This is a genomic window from Pseudobutyrivibrio sp. (genome assembly GCF_017471675.1).
Classification (GTDB): Bacteria; Bacillota; Clostridia; order Lachnospirales; family Lachnospiraceae; genus Pseudobutyrivibrio.
Genome location: NZ_JAFUSK010000028.1, coordinates 20,116 through 39,636, shown reverse-complemented (window position 1 = coordinate 39,636; position 19,521 = coordinate 20,116). Strand labels below are relative to the sequence as shown.

Here is a 19,521-nt window from a genome sequence, read left to right as displayed (position 1 = left end):
AAAAGTCAAAACCTTACTTCCAGTCTTGATTTTCTAAATCTGTTGCTCTATGCACAAGCCTTACATTGTCCTTACCATGGTTCTTGACAAAATAAAGAGTTAAATCTGCTGCATTCAGATAATCCCATGCTCTGTTAAGAGGGCGTGGCACATGATTAACGATACCCTGTGACACCGAAACACCCTTAAGCCCCATTTTCTCACTGGTGTTTTTGATAGATTCTTTTATCAAATGAGCCTTTTCTATTATTTCTGCATCTGTCATATCATAATAGAATATTACAAACTCATCACCGCCATATCTGGCAACAAAAATCTTGTTATCAGTGATTTTCTTTAATACATTTGCCAGCGATACAAGAAGCTCGTCCCCCTTAGAATGACCGTAGGTATCATTTACTTCTTTGAAATAATCTACGTCCATCATCTCTACGCCAAGATGTTTTTGCTCCTTATTGGCCATCTCAAACAGCTCGTCTACAACAGCATTCATCTTAAGCCTATTTGCAATACCTGTAAGCGAATCTGTCTCCGCTGCCGCAAGCAGGAATAGATTCTGTGTCTTCTCCTGGGCAAGCTCCGAGCGAAGACGTATATTTGCAAGAAAGGATCTCTTACTATCCTCATTCTTTTGCTCGCTATATAGATGATAGCTATTTAAGCTCTTCATAAGCTTTTTATCATCCCCAACTGTCTGATAAATCACAACTCGACAGTTTTCTATATATAGATGCAAATCAACACAATCCTGTTTAGGAACAATCTTTTCAATATGCTCAAACATTTTTTCAAGCTCAGCATACTCGTTATCTTCCATCATAAGACTGATTAAAGCCTTAGTCTCATCAAAATACAAAATACAATCATCGCAGGAATAGAATGCATCTAAACATTTTTGCTTGAAAATCTTGCCGTTAAGGTCATCTTTTCTAAATCTAAAATAATATAAACGAGCTAACAAAATACTTAAGTTATCGTTGAAATCAGGATAATTCTTAATTATTTTCTCCATCTCAACAAAGCTTTCATCAGCCTTCTCGTTTTCCCCTAATTCCACATAGAGCTTCACTATAAAAGCATAGTTTGTAACCATAAAGGTATTCTTAAGCTCTTCATCCTCAATAAAAGTACAACATTCTATAGCTCTATAGCTATATTCTAATGCCTGAAATGCCGCATCCATTTCATAGCACAAAGATGCGAAATTGGAGCAAGCCACCGCTTCATCTGAATACAGGCGGTTAGCCCTTGCAATTTCTATACAATTGATAAAATACTCCTCAGCTGTGATGAAATGGCTCTCACTTCTAAAAATAATGCCAAGCTCATTGCAGCAACGGCATGTAAGCTGATATTCATCAGTCTTGGACACTGCCTGCACACCAGCGGAAAGATAATATAAACCCTGAGAAAAATCACCATTTTTACAGCATGCATCGCCAAGCATGCAGCTTGCGTAATTCTTCAAATCTTCATTTCCGCATTCACATGCCAAATCAAACAAATCGCAGGCTAAATCCAAGTGCTTTTCAGGATTTGTGCCTCGTACATTATCAATTTTCTTTACCAGCTCCACAACTTCTGGAGACTGCTTACTACGTAACTCTTCCAATATTATTCCCTCTATATCTAAAAAACTAGAGTGATTATAGCATGGTTTAAGTTATTTATCTACTGTTAAATTTAATTAATTTTCCAAATATAACGCCGCTGTCAGCTTACCTGTTTCTGCCGAAACACATACAAGCATGTTGGTATCATAAGGATTTGCAAATCGCATATCAAGAGAGCCCCAGGAAATTGTAGCATCCCATCCCTCTGGCAGGTAATAAACTGGAAGGGAATGAGGATGTCTTTCCAAGGCATTTATTCCTGCCATCTTAGTAGCCGCATATATCGTAGATGACACCTGGCAAACGCCACCTCCTAAGCCCATGGCATGTTGCTTAGCTATAAACACTGGTGCCTCCACAAAGCCATTAGCCGTTGTTCTAGGACCTATGGTATTAGATACAGAAAATACCTTACCTGGTGCTAACACTTTGACACCGATATTCTTTGCAGCCCTTGCTATATTGCTTCCTCTTGGAGCAGTGGCATCATAATCAGTACAATACACTCCAAGAAGCTTTACATTAGTTGGTGGAACCACCTCTACCACTCCTGCGGCTGGTGTTCCATCCCTTCCCTCTGCAATGCCTGCAGTGCCATAATGTACTGCATATGCCAGCATATTATCTCCATAAAGGGCAACCAAATCAGGATATCTGTTTTTATAATCTGTAGCGTTAAAATATGCGCTGGCATTTCTGCCTTCATTTACACCGTGATAAATATAATGGTTTAGCAAATATAGTGGACTTCCATTTCCTCTGGCTGCCACATCAGGGTACATCATTGCATAATAATTAGCATCGAATATCTTGGCAACCACCTGAAGTTCATCATTTGTTGCAGCCTCAGCATTCATCTTAGGTGCAAATACAAGTGCCATTGCAAATACAAAAACTCCAAAACATAGTTTACGAAATCCTATTTTCTTCCCCATAGTTCCTCCTAAAAAATATTATGTTGTGTATTATTTTAACACTTATTAAGTATAATTGTGTGACATTTCTATCATTTTTTTGTTTTTCTGATGAAAAACAAAAACCTATAGGTTATATTCTAAAAAATAGTTGAAAAAAGACGTAGTCCCATAAGACTACGCCTCATATTCCTTGATATTACTTATATGTGTATGTTCCTACAGTATATTTATTAGAAGAAGTTCCCGAAATGTAATATCCCAATCCATCAGTGAAACCACTGGTAATATCGATTGTTTGATTTCCATTTCCATCTGTGAAGATTAATCCAGCAATGTCCTTTGGAACTGTAATGCTATATATGCTTTCGTTAAACTCATTTTGTCTAACATATGTCATTGCCTCACCTGGCCAAGCCTTGCCCTCTGATGAGCCGCCCCATGTATAAGCATATACCTGATTCCAATTGTAATTGTTACTAAAATAGAGCTTTACCACGTCTGGCTCATCTGGATTTACTGGTGTATCAGGAGTTGTTTCCTCCTTTAACAGTACTGCGATTCCTGATAATCCAATGTAGCCTGAGATGCTTGATGCTGTAACTTCGAAGGTTGAACCACTAACTGCATCCTTATATGTGCCTGGCTGAAGCTGAGAGCCTGCATTGTTTACAGTAACATTCTGATTACAGCCTGAACCAAGTACAAGTGTTGCACCTGTCTGTCTTGCTACCACTGCCACATTTCCTGTTGTGCTATAGTATTCGCTTTCCCCTGCGCACTGATTATGAAGCTTGTTTACTGCAGCAATTTCAGGATTTTTAAAGCTTGTGCTTCCCTTTACGCCAATCTTAATAGCTGTCTTTTCTGTCGCGTAAGGTCTTGAGAAATAAAGTGCTGAAGCATTTGCCTTTGAAGCAACGATTGCATATGCTCTATCAACCTTGTTCTGTTCGATGTACTTTGTCCAGCCATCTTCATTTGTGTTGTTAGAATAAGTATCGTGAGTCTCAGCAAAATATACAACCTCGTTATCTTCGATACCATTTACCAAAGTCCAGAAGCCATATCCTGTTGGAACGCTTCCGCTATTGATAGCTTGCATGACGCTTCTGCTATATACAGCATCTGAAACTGACATGTAATCTGTGTACTCACTCATAAGTGAATTTGCATAGCCATCATTGTTGCAAACAGGTCTATCAAGAATCTCGCCGTAATTGAACATCGATTTATCGATTACTGAGCTCCAGAAACCACATCCCTCTGATGGTAATGAAATGTGCTTTGCAGCATCCCATCTGATTCCATCTACACCATCTGCCTTGAGCTGTGATACATACCACTGAACCTTTTGCTGTACATATGAGTTTTCTGAATTAATATCTGGCATTCCTATGTTATGGTGAGTGATTTCGTATCTGTTATTGTAATCGATACCACCATAGCAATTGTGCCAATACTCAGAAGGCTTTAGGCTATCATCGATGTATGTATGATCACCAGCCAAGTGGTTAGCAACCACATCAACTATAATCTTAATTCCATATTTATCTGCCTCAGTACACAAACGCTTTAAATCATCCTCAGAGCCAAGGCCTGCATTTCCCACATAAAAACCGCTTGGCTGATACAGATAATACCAGGTACCATCCTCTGCGCGAGCCGCCTGTGCTGGCGATGTCTGTACAGATGTAAAGCCTGCTGCTGCAATGTTTGGCAGCTCATCAATTATCTGCTGATAAGTCCAATCAAAGCAATGAAGAATATTTCCATCCTTAATGTTTGTTGCCAATCCATAGCTGTTAAGCGAAGCAGCCTCTACCTTAGGTGCGCTTACAAAGCTTGTAGCCACAATGCCAGCGGCCATCAACAAAGACAAAATACCTTTGCTTATTCTTTTATTTGACATGTTATCCTCCCAAATTGTATTCTCTTTTTCTTCTTTACCTTTTGTTTTAGTCGACTTTAGCGCAACGTGTTGCGCTTTTTCTTTGGTTTGGAAACGTTTCCAGCTGTTAACAAAGAAAATATTAGCTGATAATACACACTTTAGTCAATCTTTTTTTATTATTCGTATACAATTACAAATAATAACTGTGCAATTTGTTTATTTTTACTATCATTATTGCGCAATTTATGCGCAACATTTTTAGGATTCTTGTGAGCTTTTTCCGTAAATGCCCCACAACAAGTAAAAAAAATAGCGCCAGCGGATTTCCGCTAGCGCTTAGTGTCTAATTATTTATTTGTTCTTTGACTGCTCGTTAAGCTCTGCCTGCTTCTTAAGTGCCCAAGCTCTAAGACCACCCTTTTTCTTCTTAGTGTCCTTCTGCTCTGTCTTACCGTGTAAACCCTTAACCTTAGTAATGTATAGACCTGATACAGTAGCCTTAACTTCCTTCTTAACAGGGATGTCATCAAAAATCTGAGCATCACAGATAAGAGTCATAACCTGTGGACCTACCTTAGCCTTAACAACAGGAATCTTAGAACCCTTAGCATACCATGGTGTGTTAGCTACAACAGCCTCTGGAAGACCTGCATCCTTAAGCTTCATACGCTTCTTATCAATGATAAGCATTGAAACCTGCTGTGCAACAGCATCCATCTGTGCCTTCTGCTCATCCTGGCGTGTCTGCATACGCTTACCAAGAAAATATAAAACCACCATAGCAACTACGAGAACAATCGCAATCACTAGTAGTACAATTCCAAGTGTATTCATATAAAAATATCCTCCATATCTATCGCTCCCCTGGAGCCACAACTAGGTGATATTTTACCATGGAATAGGCAATAAATCAATGAAATCCTTTTTGAGAATCTAACCAATCTAAACGGGAAGACGCACCCATTAGGATTGCCTTCGGCAATGGGGTGCGTCGTGATAATAAGGAATCCTCCCACTTCGTGGGTCCCTCCTTATTATATATTATAATTTCCAAATATCTTTGTTGTACTGCTCGATTGTTCTGTCTGATGAGAAGAAGCCTGCGTTTGCGATGTTTTTAATCATCTTACGTCCCCACTCTGTGCGGTTTTCGTAAGCCTTGTAAGCCTTTTCCTTAGTCTCACAGTAATCCTTGAAGTCAGGGAATGTCATGAACCAGTCCTTGTTAAGAAGCTCGTTGTAAAGTCTCTCAAGGTTCTCCTTCTTGCCCACTTCCATAAGCTTGTCAGATACGATGAAATCTACGCACTTCTTAAGATTAGCATCCTTCTCATAGTAGTCGCGCGATACGTAGCTTGCATCAGCGTAACGCTTGATAACTGTGTCTGAATCCTCACCAAAGATGAAGATGTTGTCGTCACCTACGAATTCGTGCATCTCAACGTTAGCACCATCCATTGTACCGATTGCAACAGCACCGTTAAGCATGAACTTCATGTTTGAAGTACCAGATGCCTCCTTAGATGCAAGTGAAATCTGCTCGTGGATATCGCATGCTGGGATAAGCTTTTCAGCAAGTGTTACGTTGTAGTTTTCTACCATAACAACCTTGAGATAAGGGCTTACCTCTGGATCATTGTCGATAATCTCTGACAGGCAGAGGATAAGGTGAATGATATCCTTTGCGATTACGTAAGCAGGAGCTGCCTTAGCACCAAAGATAACTGTGATTGGACGAGCTGGCTTCTTGCCTTCCTTAATCTCGAAGTACTTGTTGATTACGTAGAGGGCGTTCATCTGCTGACGCTTGTACTCGTGTAATCTCTTAATCTGAATATCGTAAACACTGTTGTCGTCGATGTTGATTCCCTGTGTCTTTGCAAGGTAGTTCTTAAGAACTGTCTTTCTTGTGTTCTTAACGTCTAAGAATCTCTGAACAACAGCATCATCGTTCATGTACTGCTCTAACTTCTTAAGCTCTGTAGCATCCTTCTTGAAGCCTGGTCCAATTAACTCTTCGATAAGCTTAGAAAGCTCAGGATTGCTGTAAAGTAACCATCTACGGAATGTGATACCGTTTGTCTTGTTGTTGAACTTCTCTGGGTAGAGCTTGTAGAATGCGTTAAGCTCTGTATCCTTAAGAATCTCTGTATGAAGGGCAGCAACACCGTTGATAGAGATACCGTAGTGGATATCCATGTGTGCCATGTGTACAAGACCATCCTTGATGATATCTACTTCTGGGTTGTTGTACTTAATATGGATTCTGTTGTGAAGCTCGCGGATGATAGGCATAAGCTGTGGAACAGCCTTCATCATAAAGTGGATTGGCCACTTCTCAAGAGCCTCTGCAAGGATTGTATGGTTTGTGTATGCGCAGCACTTTGAAACTACGTCGATAGCCTCATCCATTGTAAGTCCTCTAATCTGGAGCAATCTGATAAGCTCAGGGATTACCATAGATGGGTGTGTATCGTTAATCTGGATTACAGCATAATCTGCAAGGTCGTGAAGGTTAGAGCCCTTCTCTACTGCCTCATCTAAGATAAGCTGGGCAGCGTTACTTACCATGAAGTACTGCTGATATACTCTAAGAAGTCTACCGTTATCGTCAGAATCATCTGGATATAGGAATAATGTAAGGTTCTTTGCAAACTCGCTCTTATCAAAGTTGATTCCATCTGTGATGATGCTCTCATCTACTGTATCAACATCGAAAAGATGAAGCTTTGTAGTAACTGAATCGTAACCTGTTACATCGATATCGTACATGCGGCTGGTTACGTTGAAGCCACCGAAATCAACACGGTATGTTCTCTCTGTAGGTGTCATCCAGCTATGGTCGTTCATCCATGGGTTTGGCTCTTCTGTCTGAAGATTATCCTTGAACACCTGCTTGAAAAGACCCATGTGGTAAGCAAGTCCTACGCCATCACCATTAAGGCCAAGTGTTGCGATAGAATCAAGGAAGCATGCTGCAAGACGTCCTAAACCACCATTTCCAAGTGAAGGCTCAACCTCGATTTCCTCAATTTCTGCAAGTGACTTTCCGCAAGCCTCAAGCTCTGCCTTTACCTCGTCATAAAGTCCCAAGTTAATAAGGTTATTTGAAAGAAGCTTTCCGATAAGGAACTCTGCGCTGATGTAGTAGAGCTTCTTCTTGCCGCCGGCGATTTCCTTGTTCTTTGCCTGATCCTTTACGTATTCTAGTAGGCCGATGTAGATTTCCTCGTTTGTACACTGATCCATGTGGCGGCCGAAGCGCACCTTGATGTATTCGTTTGCTGTCATGTTATCCTCCTTAAATCTGCCCCTCATCAGTCAGCTGTGCTGACAGCTTGTCTCGCCTCCCGGCTCGGTCGGTGCTAAACAGGCTCCACTGGAGCCTGTTTAGCACCCCCTAAAGGGGCGAAGCCTTTTTGCCTTCCCCCTCTGGGGGAAGGTGGCACCGAAGGTGACGGATGAGGGTATGTATCAATCAACTTTAATTGCATTATAATGCTCATGGCGCACGTTTTACTTGCCTTATACCGCCAAAAAGTGATACTATTCTGCTATTAGGAGATATTTATTATGATAAACATTAACGAATACCAAGCCATACACGAAAACAAAAGTCACTTTGACTACAATATTCCATACAACACATACCCTTGCACAATTCCTTTGGATTTTGAGAGTGTGCCATTGCATTGGCATGAAGATGCGGAATTCATTTATATCAAAAAGGGCTGTGGCATCATTGTTATTGATGGACATGAGCATACGGTGTCAGCTGGGGATATTGCATTTATTTTGCCTAGTAGGGTGCACGGCATATATCAATTTGAAAATGAATCCATGGAATATGAAAATATCATTTTTGATTCTAAGATGTTTGCGTCAACTCTAGATGATTTTTATGATAGTTTTCTGTTACCTTTTTTTGAAAGTGCGGTTGCCATTCCTTCTATATTCAAGCCTGGTGTTACCGGGTATGAAAGCATCAAAAGATATCTGGATAGCAACGACAACATTTCCAGTCACCGTGAAGGTGCCTGGGGGCTGGCTATAAAAGGGAATATGTATCTGTTGCTTTTTAATTTGGTTACCATATACGAGCAGCACATTGATACATCTACCAAGAAAAAAATAGACAAGCTTAAGCCAGTTATCAAGCATGTGGAGTTCCATTATGATGAACCCACATCAGTTGATGAAATGGCAAAGCTTGCCGGATTTTCTGAATCTCATTTTATGCGATTTTTTAAGGAAGCCTTTGGGGTTAGCTTCGTAACATACCTAAACGACTACAGGCTTTCTATGGCTGCCCGCCTGCTTCTTTCTACAGAGGATTCTGTGCTTGATATATCTCAGCAGGTAGGTTTTGAAAATCTATCTCATTTTAACAGGCAGTTTAAAAAGAAATATGATAAGACACCGAGGGAGTACAGAAGATAGTACTCACCTTCGAATAATTAATCGAACAATACTGTGTATTAATAATAACGTAATGCCAAACAATATTAATGTTTTAAGATAATATGCGTCATTGATACTATTCAAATAGTGAAATGTAGGGCAAAGTTTTTGTAGTATTCTACCTTCTTTAAAATCTACAAACACAGGAGACAGCAAGGCTGATGCCATAATTAATACTGGCGTTATTATGCCAAGGCCCTTTATTGTACCCATTATTTCACGCAGAATGTTTGCCATGCAAATTAAGGTGAAATCGTAAATAGTAATTGATAGTATCTCCCTATGTAGACTGGTGCTAACACCACCAAATCTTAAGCCCACTATAACCATAATTGTAGGGATTGCCATTATTACTACGTAGTACAAAAAATCTCTTATCAGTCCAAAACGGGGCTTCCACCAAATGAATAATCCATTTTTTTCATCTTCTAAATAATACATGGATGCCGCTATGGATAGGGTTAGCAGCCACAGGGCTAGTATTCCTCTTAGTGGCATCATTACGTAGTTTGTAGCATTGTTGTTTTGGGTCTTAGTATCATCTAGGTAACCCATTTCAAAGAGATTACCGTTTATTTCATAGCTATCAAAGGTATTTAGGATTTTGTTCTGTTGAGCTTTAGATTGTTCTCCTTTGTACAGCTTTTCTGAAATGTATGTATATGCCATCTGTCTTGCCAGGCTTTTGTACACTCTACTGTTTAGCACCTCTCTGCTAAGCAGGTGAGATAATCCCTGTTCCCTGATTACAATTTCTATTCTGCTATCAGACTGCCCCATTGATACAATGCTTTCCACAGCCTCATCTAAATTATCAGGACATATCCACCCTTCGGAAAGCTGCTGGCACTTTACATCTTCTATAAGTTTCTCCCTGTCATCATAGAAGATATACTTAAAGCTACCTGGCTCATCTTCTATGCTTTCCATTAAGCTATTGCTGGCGTAATCATCCCCTGGAATATAAACACCTATTGTCATAAGTCCGGCGTCACCGCGGCTCACCCCTTTAAGCGCCAGTACCATCACCGGCACCAGCAAAAGCATGAATATATAGCTTTTCTTTTTAAATAGTCGCTTTAAAAGCAACATATATTTTGTAAGAATCATTTTTTAGTATTCTCCAAACATATATAATCCATTTTTTACAATTACAGCAGTATAATGGCTGGTCTTATCAATATTGTTCTATCTCTGACATATCTCAAACACTGCCAAAAGCAGTAACTTAAGTGTATTTTTCATTCTTCTATTTTCACTTAACTAAAAATCTCTCCTTTGTTAAGTGAAAATAGAATTAATATTTTTTCACTTAAAATCGCAAAACCCAGTTAAGTTTTCTCAGCAGAAAAAAGAATTCACTTAACTTTTTGCTGCTTATTATTGCTGCTGTTAAGTGACCATAGCCAATAACCATTTTTCACTTAACAGTAAGTTAAGTGAAAATCTGAGTTTCGCCAATTCACTTAAATATAATTAAAATCATTTAGTCTTTCTTAAGTGAAAGATTAATTTTCATTTTCCCCACTTAACTTACTTTTCAGATTTTAAGTGGGATTAATAAAATTATAAAATCCACTTAAATAATATAAGTGTTATTTCAATGTCATCGCAAAACACTTATCACCTTTTTTGAAAAGTTAAGTGGATTTCACTGAATATCTTAAAAAGCTTACTATTTCAGCCCATAGTTAAGTGCATTGAGATTATAAACAAATTACACTTAACTATTATATAAGTGTTTTATTACATAGCCCTGCAATCACTTAACTTAGCCTGAAAATAGTGCGTTTTTTTCCATATAATTCTTATTCCACTTAACTTTTTTTAAATTGTGATAAGTGTTTTTTATGAGAGCTATAAAAACACTTAGATTAGAACTCACCATAAATCTTATGTCCAATAAATATCTCTATCCTCACGTCTATCCCAGATATGCATCAATTCATTAATACCTTCGCCTAATAAGCACTGAACCACCCACAAAAATAACCACGTAGATAATCATAATCACCATGACAAATGCTCCGCTATCGCCTGTAACAACACCACCTAGATAATCAAAGGCGAGGCCTGTAGGAAGCCACTGGCCTACCTGCTGCATAATCTCAGGTAAGATGCTCCTAGGATAAAAGTAACCAGAAGCATATGAGCCTGCTATGTACAGCAAAAATGTCACTAACACTTTGTTTATTATTCCTTCTAGGATTTCGTATAACAAAAAAGCTAGTCCAGTAAACAGTGCTTCTATAACAGCCATTCTTAGCACAAATCCACCGCCAATATCCACTCCGATAAAATCACCCAAGCCAGTTAGCTTAGCAAGACCTGTCACTAGCAGTGCTACAATTATATTAACAGTAAGAAATGGTATGTATTCCCCCAGCACCTGCTGCAACGGTGTTATTCCTTTGGATGAAAAGAATTTGTGCTGGGCTTGATTAATACCAATAAAATAAGACACAAAACACATAGTCACAAGCAAAAGAAAAAACAATAGCAAGCTTACAAAATAGTACTGTGGCGTTGTAAGTCCATTCGATATGCCAAGCTCTGTTACGGTGGAAATCTCACCTCGCAGCATCATAGTATTTACATAAGCCATGAAGATTTCGTATACCGCCATGTAAGTATCAGTTTTGTCATAGCCTTCTTGAAGCATAATGTCTCGCAGGGTACAGATACCTTTTTCCGATGGTACAATGATGTTGGTTGCAACAAGTGCTATCTCGTCCATCATTACATTTGATATGCCCTTTTGCCCTGAGGTGGCATAGTATGTAAGCTTGGCATCATTTGTCATGGCATCCACTGCATCTGCAAACTCATCCGTAATTACGATATAGGCAGATATGTCTGCACTTCTAAGGGCTGCCTTTGCCTCAGCTTCATCTTCATACTGAACCAGTTCTAATACAAATTGCATGTCATCCTCAGTTTCAAGCAGGTGTACACCCAGGTCAATCATCTCATTGTCCGTGCTGCCTACAAGGCCAAGCTTGTAGCGCATCTGCTCTGATTTGTAGGCATCTCTATTAAGCAGTGCAAATAAAGCTGCTGATAGCAAAATAGCCACCAGGGCAATCATTAATATGATGCCTGGCAGCAATTTAAAAATCCTCTTATATTGAATTAGTAAATAATCCCTAAACCCATTCATAACATTACAATCTTCCAATCAAATGTGGAATATCCCCATCGTATTTACAATCTACAAGCCTGCCATCCTTTAGGATATAGCACTTATCGCATAGTTCAATCTCCTGCACCTCATGGGTGGCTATTATCACGGAACCATCTTCGTTCTTGTAGCGCTCCAAATAATTGTATATCTTTTCCTTGCACACCAGATCAAGTGAACCTGTTGGCTCATCCAAAAGCATTAGCTTAGGGCTTGTATTCATGGCACAGGCCAGACACAAGCGCTTTTTCATACCACCAGACATCTGATGAACTGGCACCTTGATAAACTGATCAATCCCAAGCAGCTTTAACACCCCTGAATCAAGCTCCCGCTTTAGCCTGTCAGCACTGTACCACATCCTCAGGTTATCCCATGCAGTAAGTTCGGTGATAAGCGGCATCTCCTGTGGCAGGTATGCAACCAGTTGATTTCGTAGCTTTGTATCCTTTAACAGATTCTTCCCCTCCATGTTGAAGAATCCTGCGTCACACTTTTGTAAACCTGCAAGTATTGTAAGAAGTGTGCTCTTGCCACTGCCATTTGCCCCCAGGATTCCCACAATCTCACCTGGCTCCACAGTAAAATCCACCCCAGCGAGAACCTGCTTCTTGCCATAAGATTTATGTATATTTTTTATCTCAGTCATACTTAGTTGCTCCCCAATAGCGACTCATAATCGTAGTTATTATAAAACTCCCTCTCCACCTGAATATACTCTTCGTAATTATCCTTTGTAAGCTCATCAGTGCCGGAGTATAGCCAGCCTAAGATTTGAGAGTTTATCCAATCACCATGGTGGCATTCGTCGCTGTAGTTATCCAGGTCGCAGGTCATATCAAATTCTGTGTTGAAAGAATACAGGTGGATGTTATCACACTCTAGCATTAAGGAAATAGCATATTCCTCTGCTGCTATAAACCGGTCTAGATTTCCCAACTCTTTTTGGGAGCCCCACCAGGCTATGGAGTAAGGGGTGAGATAATAATAGAATTCCACATCAGGATTAGCCTTTGCAAGCTCTACCACATTCTGATTGATGTTGTCAGCCACCATCTGCTTTACCTCGTCCACAAATGGCTGAATCTCCTGAGGTTCCTTGTACTCTGTTCTGTCACCAAGCACTACATCAGCCCCAAACTTAGTATCAGCATCATTCATCCAATTGGCGTATTCATCAAAGGATGTTATGCCCCCGGCCTTGCCAGCCTTAGCATCCTCTAGCATAGGAAAACAGATGCTAAACAAAATATCCTTATTAAAGAAATATTTCACATCATTAAATGGATTGTTATCGTATAGATAATCCGGGTAAGAGCCCAGGTCATTTCTGATTCTGTCCTTGTCATCCATAAGATATGCGTAATCAAGTGGGCGCACCACCAGCTTCAAATCAGGATTGTACTTTATGGCCTTTGCGATATTGTCATTCTGTTCCTTATATGTGCCGCCTGCAAATGGCACCTTGATAGAATTCACGCCAAACAGCTCATCTAATTCACTTGTCTTAAAATTCTCCGCCATGGATGTGCCAATAATCATTGCATCATAATTGAAATGGCGAATGATTCCATCGTTTTGACTGCGCTCGTTATCGAGGGTGTAATACAGCCCCTTCAAAGGCTTATGATAATGAAAATATGGATCCACCACACAAATAACAGCGGCTTGTGCTACCAAAAGGGCCAGCATCACCGCCATCATTCCTATTAACCAATTTTTAGTATTTTTATTCTTCTCGTTTTTCATAGACTACAGTATAACACATTTTCTCCTATGATTTACTAATAGCTTCCACAAGTTGATGGGTACGTATGCTGTCTTCCTTGGTAATTGTGCCGGTTTTGCCACCATACAAAACCTTGTAATACAGATTAAAGCTGTGTTGCACCTCTGGTTTAAGGCCATCGGCTACCAACGCAAGATAATCGGATAGTAGCCCTCTATCTTCTATTTGTGAAGCAGCATTTTTTACCAATTGAAGCTTGATGCTTTCCACATCTATGATTAATCTTTCGTCCAATGATGCATGCTTATATTTCACATACCTGATTAATACTGTAATGGCTATAGCAAATCCTATTAGTGCAGCAATGGATAAAACAATTATCACCACCACCGTGACAACAAATCCCTTATCCACTTTTCTGGAATCTGCTTTTTCATCTATTGGTATATCTGGTGCTATCGTTGCTAAGGATTCTCCTACAGCACCATTATCCATTGCCTTTTCCCCTTCCCCGCGATGCCAGGTTACTTCCTCGCTGCTGTAATAAGCGCTGGTTGGTTCAAAGGGAATCCACCCCAGGCCATCTATATATGCCTCCGGCCACAGGTGAGCGCAGTTTGCCTGCACCTTGTATTCCTTTTGCCTTTCATAAGGGTACAAATATCTAAAGCCAGACATAGCCCTTGCAGGGATTCCTGCCTCCCTGAGTAACATCACCATGGATGCGGTAAAATGCACACAGTAGCCTTCCTTAGTATCAAACAAAAACCTGCCAGCAATATCTCCCATGCCATCTGCAGTTGCCATGGTGGACTGCTTATCATAACCACCTACTGCATCTGTGGTGTAGGGATATTGTCTAAGATACCCTTCGATAAGCCTGCACTTATCATAGTCATTATTTGCTGGCCTTGTTATTTCCGTTGTAAGGTCATGTAGATTTTTATCATCCTTAGGAAGAACCTCATACTCTGATAAATCATCATCTAAAAGTGATGCCTCATATTCCTGTTTGCTCACTATTTCAGACAAATCCATCCTATATATTTCGTTAGTGTATTTACACATCTGCTCATAAGAAAGAGCTGGCTTGTCCAAGGCTTTCTCTCTGCAAAGCTGCATAAATATCGGACTGCCATAATCTATATCTAAATAGACAGTATCCTCCTTATATCCCTTCTTATGGATTTCTCCACCTGATGATTTAAGAGAAATCACCCCTCTAGGAACTATCTCATCACCTGTTGTCAGATACACGTATTCAACAGAAAGCTTTGATATTTGCGAGAAAATGCTAGCCTTACTTCTATCCACATTATGATCATAGAGAAACTGCAAAAACTCAATCAGCTGCCTGTTATCAACACCTTGCTGTCCTTGCAAATAAAGAATCTTTCGCCCCTTCATCTGCTTGCCGGTAGTTGAATCCGTATATACGATATATGGCATTTGGGATGTGGTAAGAACCAGCTGATTTTTGTTTGACTTTTTCACCTTACCACCGTTGACCTGCAGGTTGCTGTAGCCCGTATCATAGTTGCCATTATCATAGATGCCTGAAAAATAATATGCCACGTTATCAGATGCATCTGCTATTTTGCCAGCCAAGGACTGCACCCTGCTCCAATCTAGTGGCTTTGGTTTTACTGGAATTATCAGGATAAAAAGACATAGTAACAGAAAGAAATGAAATGGAAATTCCCCTTTGTTTTTCTCCACCAGGATTTGTTGAATTGATGATAAGGATATAACGATTATGGCTGCAAACAGTAACCGATTTATGGTATTTACGGTTTCAAAGCAATCGTAAAAATACCATAAAAATACAGCTACAGCGCCAATTAAAAATATGCCGTATTTAATAAGCTGCTGTTGCCATGATATCAACCCAAGGATGAGCCTGAGGCCGACAGCTATTATCAGTGCTAAAAGCAGGGCTATATGACGATACCTAAAAAGCAGCACCCCAAGAGGAAGTGCCACAATCACAGACAGGATTATAGCCATTTTTCCATCTTCAAATAGATTAATCATATACCCGATGAGGCAAAACAAAAGATAGAATAACGTGGTGCAGATTACAAAGCTGTTTCTTTCTAAATCAGCTACACCTATAGCTTCGCTAAAGCCACCAAGCAGGTACACTTCCACCCCTATAACAGAAATGATAAAAACAAAAATCGTAGCCCTAATATCTCTAATAAATCCTGCAGAATTCTTCATTCTCTTTTGGATTTTCCGTAACAACAATCCAAGTATCTTCCCCATAGACACCCTTCCCCTGATTCTGTAAAGTATCCTTCAAATCCTTATAAACCCCAGGTGAATTATAAAAAATACCATCTGCAACAATGCTATAAAACTCCGAAAAGCTCTTTTTAGAATCTACCGTAAACTGTGAGATTCTTCCTGCTGGATAGATGAACTTTACCGGCATATCCTCACTGGCAAAATACCATGCTGCAGATACAATGAATTCTAGGAAATAATCCCTGCGCTTTAATGCTGTAATGGTATATTTGTCCTCTTCCTTTTCATCGGCAAGTAAAAGCATGGTAACTGTCTGTCGCTCCATGTTATCAGGAACTCGCACCATTATATCCCCTACCTTGGCAGACACCTTCCAGTTAATAGAATGAAAGCTATCTCCTGGAACGTATGGCCTGATATCACTTCCTGGAATCTCTTGCACAAGATTATCGCTGCTAAGGCCTCTGTTATTGAAAATATTTTCAATCTCTATGGCCTTGCTAGCCATATCTGTTATCTGAGGACTCACCACTGCCCTGAATTTATACGGCACATCAAGTATCACCTTGTAGATTCCAAATGGGTCCTCCAAGGATATTTTTTCTATTCCAATATCATAAGCCCCGGCATATTTGCATTTTATTTCTGACTTCAGTTCAATCTTTTCTTTTGAATTAAGAGAATAAACTAAATCCCCCGTCAGACTTTCCATAATGCATCTATCTTCATATAGAAATATTCCAAGCTTATAAACAGGAAAAATAAAGGCGTTTTCAATGGTAGCTCTGTAGTTATGCAGTTCTCCCTTCGTCACCTTTACGGTGTCGATTTCCTGATACACCTTAAGATTCATGTAATTAATTATCGTATATACGATAGAAACTGGAAGAAGCAAAAGTAATGCATGCAGCAAAACATAAGGCAATGGTCCTCCATAAAAACTTACGAAAGCCACGCTCCCTGATAGAGCAAGTACATATATTACTCCCCTCCATTTTCTGATTTCCACTTTCATGAAACCTTCACCTGTCCCAAGATTTGCTCTACTAAATCTCTTCCTGTGATATGATTCATTTTTGCCTCGGTGCTAAGAATGATTCGATGAGATAGGGTAAGCTCCCCTGCCTTTGCAATGTCTTCTGGAACGCAGTAATCTCTGTCATCTAAAAAGGCAATAGCCTGTCCACAGCGAATAAGTGCAAGCAGCGCTCTAGAAGATGCACCGCATTTAATCTCTGGAAAGGTTCTTGTTGCTTCCACAAGCTCTACAGCATAGCCCGTAAGCTTCTCATGGACAGACACTTTCTTTACCTGCTCACGCATTTCACTTACATCATCACCTGTAATAACAGCTACAGTCTGGCTGTGAAGACTTCCCTCTAAAAAGCGCTTTGCCATATCCTCTGATGCCAATGTATTAGGATATCCTACGGATAATTTCATCATAAATCTATCAAGTTGTGATTCTGGAATGGGATAAGTTCCTGCCATCTGGGCAGGGTTTTGCGTGCCGATTACCATGAAGGGCTTAGGCACTGAGATTTGTTTACCATCGATAGTTACTGCCAACTCTTCCATTACCTCTAAAAGAGCCGACTGTGTCTTAGGAGATGTTCTGTTTAATTCATCCACAAGAACTATATTGTTAATAACCGGGCCAGGCACGGTCTGAAATGTGCCGGTGCTGGCATTGTATATTGATAAGCCCGTAATGTCTGAGGGCGTGGTATCAGGCGTGCATTGTATCCTGGCAAATGACAGTGACATAGCATCTGCCAAAGTCTTTGCAAGGGTGGTTTTGCCCACGCCTGGCACATCCTCTAAAAGCACATGTCCTTCAGCCAACAGGGCTGTGATTAGCTTGTCAATCACATCGCCTTTTCCCACAATACGCTGCTCCATGGCAGCCTTTAGCTTGCTTACCTTCTCGTTCATAATATCCCCCCATAATATAGATTCTTCTATACTCTCTTTTTTATCATACTCATTTTCGAGAAAGTGTTCAATATCTAAAAGTTGAAATATAAGAATGTGCTTATTCCTGACAATGACATAACGCTGGCAGCAATCAAAGCGGCGGTCCAAAGCATATTCTTAACAGTTGGCTTAAAGGCAGCCATTAGCTGATGTGAATTACGTGAGCCAAGGACTATAAAAAGTGCCAGGAAATAATACATTCCCACATAGATAAATGGCAGGGAATGTGTAACCGGTGTTCCATCAAGGAAAAACTTAAGGGCTGGTGTTTGGAATGCATATAGAATATGCACATCGATATTGGTGAAATCCACATACAATATCTGCTTGATAAATTCTATTGCATCACTGATTGTATCAGCTCTAAAGAATACTAATGTGAGATTAAAAAATCCCTGTGTAAGCATCCAACCAAGGGCTGGGTGCATGGCTTCAAACTGCTTTCTAAACATCCTGGTGATAATAACAAAAATGCCGTTAAGCACTGACCAGATTACAAAGGTCCAGGCCGCCCCGTGCCAAAATCCGCTTAGAAGGAATACGATAAACAGATTAATGTAGGTTCTCACATTACCCTTACGATTACCTCCAAGTGGAATGTACACGTATCTTGTGAAGAATCGGCTAAGGGTCATGTGCCATCTATTCCAAAACTCAGTGATTGTAAGAGATTTGTATGGGCTATCAAAATTCACTGGCAAATCAATATTTAACATCTTACCAAGACCTATTGCCATATCACAATAACCACTAAAATCGAAATACAGCTGGAAGCAGTAAGCAAGCAGCACAAGGATTGCGTTGGTGGCCTTAAGTGATGCCACATCCTCAAACCCCCAGTTTACTGCCACGCCAAAAACATCTGCGATTAGCACCTTCTTGCCAAGGCCCATGGCAAACATATAAAATCCCATTGACATGTTGTCCCAGTTAATAGACTTCTTGCTTGCATCCTTTAGCTGAGGAATAAGCTCGTCATGGGTAACAATTGGGCCTGCTATAAGCTGTGGGAAAAATGTAACGTAACAGGCATAGGTTAAAAACCCGTAGTCAGGCACCTCACCTCTGTATGTATCCACGATAAATGATATCTGCTGGAATGTGAAAAAGCTGATGCCAAGTGGAAGCATTATGTGCATTAGTGGCCAATCAGTTCCCGCTATGGCATTTACATTTTCGATAAAGAAATCCATGTACTTGAAATAAAATATTATTCCAAGGTTTATCAGCACCCCAAGTATCACTACCGGCTTGCATTTTTTTAGCTTTCCAACAGAAGATATTGGAAGAATATCCAATTCAGGATTTACTGTGGATGCCTCTAGCAGTGCCTTTTGCTGTAATCTCTTCATCCATTTATAGATGAGATAATTGACAGCTACAGAGGCTATAATAATAAGCAAATATCCTGGATTGAAATATCCATAAAACCACAAAGACATACCCAGCAAGAACCCATGTCCAAGCTGGTATTTCTTAGTCTTATTCAAAAGGAAATATCC

Annotated in this window: 14 protein-coding genes; 1 reads left to right on the top strand and 13 read right to left on the bottom strand. The window is 40.0% G+C overall.

Translation table 11 applies throughout. The annotated features are described in order from the left end of the window. Positions 1–13: 13 nt before the first annotated feature. The 5 genes from IJ535_RS04900 to IJ535_RS04880 form a co-directional block, all read right to left on the bottom strand. Positions 14–1,612 (bottom strand): GGDEF domain-containing protein, encoded by a 1,599-nt coding sequence (locus IJ535_RS04900; protein WP_294299555.1) that lies wholly within the window; start codon positions 1,610–1,612, stop codon positions 14–16. Between the two features lie 75 nt (positions 1,613–1,687). Next, positions 1,688–2,548 carry a VanW family protein gene (locus tag IJ535_RS04895; protein ID WP_294299552.1) on the bottom strand — a complete coding sequence of 287 codons (861 nt, stop codon included), beginning with the start codon at positions 2,546–2,548 and terminating at the stop codon, positions 1,688–1,690. Between the two features lie 178 nt (positions 2,549–2,726). Further along, positions 2,727–4,439 carry an alpha-amylase family glycosyl hydrolase gene (locus IJ535_RS04890; RefSeq protein WP_294299549.1) on the bottom strand — a complete coding sequence of 571 codons (1,713 nt, stop codon included), beginning with the start codon at positions 4,437–4,439 and terminating at the stop codon, positions 2,727–2,729. Positions 4,440–4,772: 333 nt separating this feature from the next. After that, positions 4,773–5,255, bottom strand: a complete 483-nt coding sequence (locus IJ535_RS04885) for a hypothetical protein (RefSeq protein WP_294299546.1) — start codon at positions 5,253–5,255, stop codon at positions 4,773–4,775. Between the two features lie 207 nt (positions 5,256–5,462). Then, complete coding sequence (locus IJ535_RS04880; RefSeq protein WP_294299543.1) at positions 5,463–7,712, bottom strand: glycogen/starch/alpha-glucan phosphorylase; 2,250 nt, start codon at positions 7,710–7,712, stop codon at positions 5,463–5,465. 282 nt (positions 7,713–7,994) lie between these two features. On the opposite strand from IJ535_RS04880, the gene IJ535_RS04875 reads away from it, so the two are divergent. After that, positions 7,995–8,861 (top strand): AraC family transcriptional regulator, encoded by an 867-nt coding sequence (locus tag IJ535_RS04875; protein WP_294299540.1) that lies wholly within the window; start codon positions 7,995–7,997, stop codon positions 8,859–8,861. A gap of 3 nt (positions 8,862–8,864) precedes the next feature. Here the strand turns inward: IJ535_RS04875 and IJ535_RS04870 are convergent, their stop codons facing one another. The 8 genes from IJ535_RS04870 to IJ535_RS04835 all read right to left on the bottom strand — a co-directional run bounded on the left by IJ535_RS04870 (position 8,865) and on the right by IJ535_RS04835 (position 19,509). Continuing rightward, complete coding sequence (locus IJ535_RS04870; protein ID WP_294299538.1) at positions 8,865–9,992, bottom strand: ABC transporter permease; 1,128 nt, start codon at positions 9,990–9,992, stop codon at positions 8,865–8,867. Positions 9,993–10,830: 838 nt separating this feature from the next. After that, positions 10,831–12,042: an ABC transporter permease gene (locus IJ535_RS04865; RefSeq protein ID WP_294299535.1), complete on the bottom strand. Its 1,212-nt coding sequence runs from the start codon at positions 12,040–12,042 to the stop codon at positions 10,831–10,833. A gap of 4 nt (positions 12,043–12,046) precedes the next feature. Then, the gene (locus IJ535_RS04860; protein ID WP_294299532.1) at positions 12,047–12,712 is read right to left on the bottom strand and encodes an ABC transporter ATP-binding protein; all 666 of its coding nucleotides are present in this window, start codon (positions 12,710–12,712) and stop codon (positions 12,047–12,049) included. Positions 12,713–12,714: 2 nt separating this feature from the next. After that, entirely contained in the window at positions 12,715–13,812 is a 1,098-nt protein-coding gene (locus IJ535_RS04855) for a hypothetical protein (RefSeq protein WP_294299529.1), read from the bottom strand. A gap of 25 nt (positions 13,813–13,837) precedes the next feature. Then, on the bottom strand, positions 13,838–16,060 hold the full coding sequence (locus tag IJ535_RS04850; RefSeq protein WP_294299526.1) for a transglutaminase-like domain-containing protein: 2,223 nt from the start codon (positions 16,058–16,060) through the stop codon (positions 13,838–13,840). Beyond that, positions 15,990–16,967: a DUF58 domain-containing protein gene (locus IJ535_RS04845; RefSeq protein WP_294299524.1), complete on the bottom strand. Its 978-nt coding sequence runs from the start codon at positions 16,965–16,967 to the stop codon at positions 15,990–15,992. Before IJ535_RS04845 ends, IJ535_RS04850 begins: the two co-directional genes overlap by 71 nt. Positions 16,968–17,053: 86 nt before the next feature. Further along, positions 17,054–17,977, bottom strand: coding sequence for an AAA family ATPase (locus IJ535_RS04840; RefSeq protein WP_294299521.1), 924 nt, complete (start codon positions 17,975–17,977; stop codon positions 17,054–17,056). Positions 17,978–18,051: 74 nt separating this feature from the next. Next, positions 18,052–19,509 carry an MBOAT family O-acyltransferase gene (locus IJ535_RS04835; protein WP_294299518.1) on the bottom strand — a complete coding sequence of 486 codons (1,458 nt, stop codon included), beginning with the start codon at positions 19,507–19,509 and terminating at the stop codon, positions 18,052–18,054. Between the last annotated feature and the right edge of the window lie 12 nt (positions 19,510–19,521).